Source organism: Bradyrhizobium sp., assembly GCF_016462955.1.
Lineage (GTDB): Bacteria > Pseudomonadota > Alphaproteobacteria > Rhizobiales > Xanthobacteraceae > Bradyrhizobium.
On sequence record NZ_JAEMSD010000287.1, the window covers coordinates 1 to 4,523 of the forward strand.

6 protein-coding genes and 1 pseudogene are annotated in these 4,523 nt (G+C 64.0%); 6 read left to right on the plus strand and 1 reads right to left on the minus strand.

The features are described from left to right. The 4 genes from JHD07_RS24945 to dnaQ form a co-directional block, all read left to right on the plus strand. Positions 1-562: pyruvate, water dikinase regulatory protein (locus tag JHD07_RS24945; RefSeq protein WP_291626870.1), on the plus strand; the 562-nt coding region annotated here is incomplete at its 5' end. Between the two features lie 8 nt (positions 563-570). Next, entirely contained in the window at positions 571-1,179 is a 609-nt protein-coding gene (locus tag JHD07_RS24950; protein WP_291626871.1) for a Maf family nucleotide pyrophosphatase, read from the plus strand. 23 nt (positions 1,180-1,202) lie between these two features. Then, entirely contained in the window at positions 1,203-1,802 is a 600-nt protein-coding gene (gene coaE / locus JHD07_RS24955; protein WP_291626872.1) for a dephospho-CoA kinase, read from the plus strand. Positions 1,803-1,830: 28 nt separating this feature from the next. Continuing rightward, positions 1,831-2,553 carry a DNA polymerase III subunit epsilon gene (gene dnaQ / locus JHD07_RS24960; protein WP_291626873.1) on the plus strand — a complete coding sequence of 241 codons (723 nt, stop codon included), beginning with the start codon at positions 1,831-1,833 and terminating at the stop codon, positions 2,551-2,553. Here dnaQ and secB read toward each other — a convergent pair. Next, positions 2,544-3,029: a protein-export chaperone SecB gene (secB, locus tag JHD07_RS24965; protein WP_291626874.1), complete on the minus strand. Its 486-nt coding sequence runs from the start codon at positions 3,027-3,029 to the stop codon at positions 2,544-2,546. The two genes, dnaQ and secB, sit on opposite strands and share 10 nt — an antisense overlap. A gap of 395 nt (positions 3,030-3,424) precedes the next feature. On the opposite strand from secB, the gene JHD07_RS24970 reads away from it, so the two are divergent. Together JHD07_RS24970 and JHD07_RS24975 are read left to right on the plus strand one after the other, a co-directional pair. Then, a complete protein-coding gene (locus JHD07_RS24970) occupies positions 3,425-4,132 on the plus strand; it encodes a Tim44/TimA family putative adaptor protein (RefSeq protein ID WP_291626875.1) in 708 nt (235 codons plus the stop codon). Then, a pseudogene (locus JHD07_RS24975) lies at positions 4,110-4,523 on the plus strand (lytic transglycosylase); the annotation flags it as partial. The gene JHD07_RS24970 and the pseudogene JHD07_RS24975, both read left to right, overlap by 23 nt.

Sequence of the window (4,523 nt, forward strand, 5' to 3'; positions counted from 1 at the left end):
GGTGATGCAGCTATTCGAAGCCTATCTGGGAGCCGCGACCACCGGCCGGGTCGGCGCCCAGCACGTGCTCAATGCGGAATATTTCAAACGCATCGACGCCTTGAACTACACGATGATCCATGACGACGGCCAGCACGTCGAAGGTCTCAACGAAGCCGACGTGGTTCTGGTCGGCGTGTCCCGTACCTCGAAGACGCCGACCTCGATCTATCTCGCCAATCGCGGCATCCGCACCGCCAACGTGCCGCTGGTTCCGGGCATTCCGGTTCCCTCGCAGCTGGAGACGCTGACGCGGCCACTGGTCGTTAGCTTGCATGCGACCCCCGAACGCCTGATCCAGATCCGCCAGAATCGCTTGCTCTCCATGGGCGCCGAATCCGGCAGCGGCAGCGACACCTATATCGACAGGCAGTCGGTCACCGAGGAGGTCGCGTTCGCGCGCAAGCTGAGCGCCAAGCATGACTGGCCGCTGCTGGACGTCACGCGCCGCTCGATCGAGGAAACCGCAGCGGCGATCATGAAGCTCTACAGCGATCGCCAGCGCAACCGGCCGTCCGAGTAGTTTTCCCGATGGGTCTGTGGCTCGGCAAATCTCCCTTGATCCTGGCCTCGCAGAGCAGTGCGCGAAAAATGCTGCTCGCCAATGCCGGGCTGGAATTCAAGGCCATCACCGCCGATATCGACGAACGCGGCATTCAGGCGGCGTCGAAGCTGTCGAGCCCGCGCGAGATCGCTCTGTTGCTCGCGCGGGAAAAAGCCAAGGCCGTCTCCGCGCACCATCCGGGAAGCCACGTGATCGGCGCGGACCAGACGTTGGCCCTTGGAATGCGTCTCTTCAACAAGCCCGCCGGCCGCGACCAGGCGATGGCGCAATTGCGTGACCTCGCCGGCAACAGCCACGAGCTCAATTCGGCCGTTGCCGTGGCGCATGACGGCCAGATCGTGTTCGAGGATGTCTCGGTGGCCCGTATGACCATGCGAGAGATGACCGAGGCCGAGCTGTCGGCCTATCTCGACGCGGCCGGCGAGGCCGTCACCACCAGCGTCGGCGCCTATCAGCTCGAGGGTCTCGGCGTCCACCTGTTCGAGCGCATCGAGGGCGACCATTTCACCATTCTCGGCCTGCCGCTATTGCCGCTGCTTGCGTTTCTGCGGCGCGAGCGGCTAGTTGCGGTGTGAATGACGGACATGGCTGGACGTTGATGCGGATCCTCGGACTGACAGGCTCGATCGGGATGGGCAAATCCACCACGGCGAAACTGTTCGCCGAAGTCGGTGTTCCCGTCTACGACGCCGATGCTGCCGTGCATCAGCTCTATGAGGGTGAGGCCGCGCCCGCGATCGAGGCCGCCTTCCCCGGCACCACTGTCAACGGCAAGGTCGACCGGCCAAAACTCTCGGGGCGCGTGGTGCACGATCCCGCCGCCATCAAGCAGCTCGAGCAGATCGTCCATCCGATGCTCGGCGCCTCACGGCAAAAATTCTTCGCCGATGCCGAGGCCGCCAGAGCTCCGGTGGTGGTGCTGGACATCCCGCTGCTGTTCGAGACCGGCGGAGAGAAGCGCGTCGATGCCGTGGTCGTGGTGTCGACCTCGCCGGAACTGCAGCGCCAGCGCGTGCTGGCGCGTGGCACGATGGACGAAGCCAAGCTCGATGCCATCATTGCCAAGCAGCTGCCGGATGCCGAAAAGCGCAAGCGGGCGGATTTCGTGGTGGATACATCGCACGGACTCGAGCCGGTGCGCGCGCAAATCGCGCACATCCTGGCCGAGGTCGTTAAGATGCCGCAGCGGCGAACCTGATTCGCCGTCTCTGACGGCTTCTTGAAACATGCGCGAAATCGTCCTCGATACCGAAACAACCGGCCTCGATCCGCTTCGCGGCGACCGCCTGGTCGAAATCGGCTGCGTCGAGATATTCAACCGCATGCCGACCGGGCAGAGCTATCACGTCTATATCAATCCCGAGCGGGACATGCCGGCCGAAGCGTTCGCGGTGCATGGATTGTCATCCGAATTCCTGGCGACCAAGCCGTTGTTTCACGAGGTCGCCGACGAGTTTCTCGCCTTCATCGGCGATGCCCCGCTGGTGATCCACAACGCCTCGTTCGACATCGGCTTCATCAATGCCGAGCTCGACCGGATCAAGCGCGCCGCGATCCCGCGCGAGCGGCTGGTCGATACGCTGCTGCTGGCGCGCCGCAAGCATCCCGGCGTGTCCAACCGGCTCGACGATCTCTGCTCGCGCTATGCGATCGACAATTCACACCGCACCAAGCACGGCGCGTTGCTGGACGCCGAGCTGCTGGCCGAGGTCTATGTCGATCTGGTCGGGGCGCGGCAGTCTCAGCTGCTGCTGGCCTCGGAGGCCGAGGAAATCAGAGTCAGCAGCACCGGCGATGCGCCGCGGCGGCAACGTCTGGTGCCGCTCGCGCCGCGGATATCGGAGGCCGAGCGCGAGGCCCATCGGGCCTTCATTGCGACGCTCGGCGACAAGGCGATCTGGAACGAGTACTTGCCCGCCCCAGCCGCTGTGGCAGCCGCTCAGGCCTGACCGGCTTGGCCCTGGGCGGCCATTTGCCGCTCCATGTTCTGCCGATAGAGACCGACGAAATCGACCGGGTCCAGCATCAAGGGCGGGAACCCGCCGTCGCGCACGGCGGTCGCGATGATCTCGCGGGCGAACGGGAACAAGAGACGCGGGCACTCGATCATGACCACCGGATGCAGTTGCTCCTTCGGCACGTTGGCGATCCGGAACACGCCGGCATAGGCGAGCTCGAACGAGAACATCACTTTACCGGCGGTCTCGGCCTTGCCCTCGACCGACAGCGTCACCTCGTACTCGGTTTCGCTGAGATTGTTGGCGTTGACGTTGATCTGGATGTTGATCTGCGGCGGCTGGCTCTGCTGCTGCAGCGAGCTTGGCGCATTGGGATTTTCGAACGAGAGGTCCTTGGTATATTGCGCCAGCACGTTGAGCTGGGGAGCCTGGGCCGCCTCGGGAGGGGTGCCGTTACCGTTGGTCATAAGAGTCTCTCCTTACCCGATTTGGGCTGAATTTCGCGGCGGTTGGCTAACATAGGGCTGGCTCGTTCCACAAGGACGAACGGTCCCGGGCGGGATTAGCACCCCTGCCCATGGCTGTGACGTTCATTCTGCCTTTCCCGCGAAATTGTGCCTTAAACGATTGAAGACGCGCGATTTCCGGGCTGGATCGGGTTTCCCCTTAAGCATAAAACGCGCTACACTCGCTGCTGTGCCAAAAGGCGCCATTGGCCGGGCAAGATTTCGTGCCTACATCCCACGGACCGACGTGGACCTAAAATGGTGATGTAGACTTGCCGTTTCGGTAGGGAACGGTCTACTGGCCGGATTGATTTTCCCGGCAACGAGCCCTGAAAAGACCAGAAAGCGAATACGACGTGGACATCTACACCATCATATTCCTGGCGCTGGCCGTCTTCATCTTCCTGAGACTGCGCAGCGTGCTGGGGCAGCGCACGGGCAACGAGCGGCCGCCGTTCGATCGCACCGCCGCCCGCAATGCGCTGGGAGGTGCCCAGGACAACAACGTCGTGACCATGCCGGGCAAGGTGATCGACCAGGCCCCCCTGGCGCCGTCGGCCGAGCCGACCCCGCCGTCCGACCGTTGGAAGGGGCTCACCGAGCCGGGGACTCCCCTGGCACAGGGCCTCGATGCCATCGTCGAGAAGGATTCCAGCTTCGACCCGCGCCATTTTCTGTCGGGTGCCAAGGGCGCCTACGAGATGATCGTCCTGGCCTTTGCCAATGGCGACCGTCGTGCGCTGCGCGACTTGTTGTCGTCGGAGGTCTACGAGAGCTTCGACGCCGTGATCAGGGAACGCGAGAAGAACGAGCAGAAGACCGAGACCCGCTTCGTTTCGATCGACAAGGCCGAGCTCGTGGGTGCGGAGATGCGCGACCGCACCGCCCAGCTCACCGTGCGCTTCGTCTCGCAGATGATCTCGGCCACCCGCGACAAGGCCGGCAACATCGTCGACGGCAGCGCCGACACGGTCGCCGACATCACCGACATCTGGACATTCGCCCGCGACACATCCTCTCGCGATCCGAACTGGAAGCTGGTTGGCACCGGAAGCGCGAATTAAGGTCTTCCTGAAGACCAGCGCGACGGCGCTTTGCGCAGGCGCCGTCGCGCTGTCAGCGTTTTCGCTCGGGGCCGAGGCGGCGCGGCGCCACCACCGCAACCATCATCACCACCACCATTCACCGCAAAAGCCTGCTGTGCCGGTACGGGCCCTGCCCTACCCGCAGCTTCCTCTGCCGTTCGAAGTTCCCGGCGCGCAATATGCGCCGCTGGCCTGGGCGGACCTGAAGGGGTGGGGCGAGGACAATCATCTCGCCGCCTACAAGACTTTCCGCGCCAGCTGCCGCCCGATCAATGCGCAGAACGGCGCGGCCGAAGCCAAGAACGGCGCCGGCGAGGGCAAGGCTTTGGCCGGCTCTCTCAACGAGCCCTGCGGGGCTGCCAAGACGCTC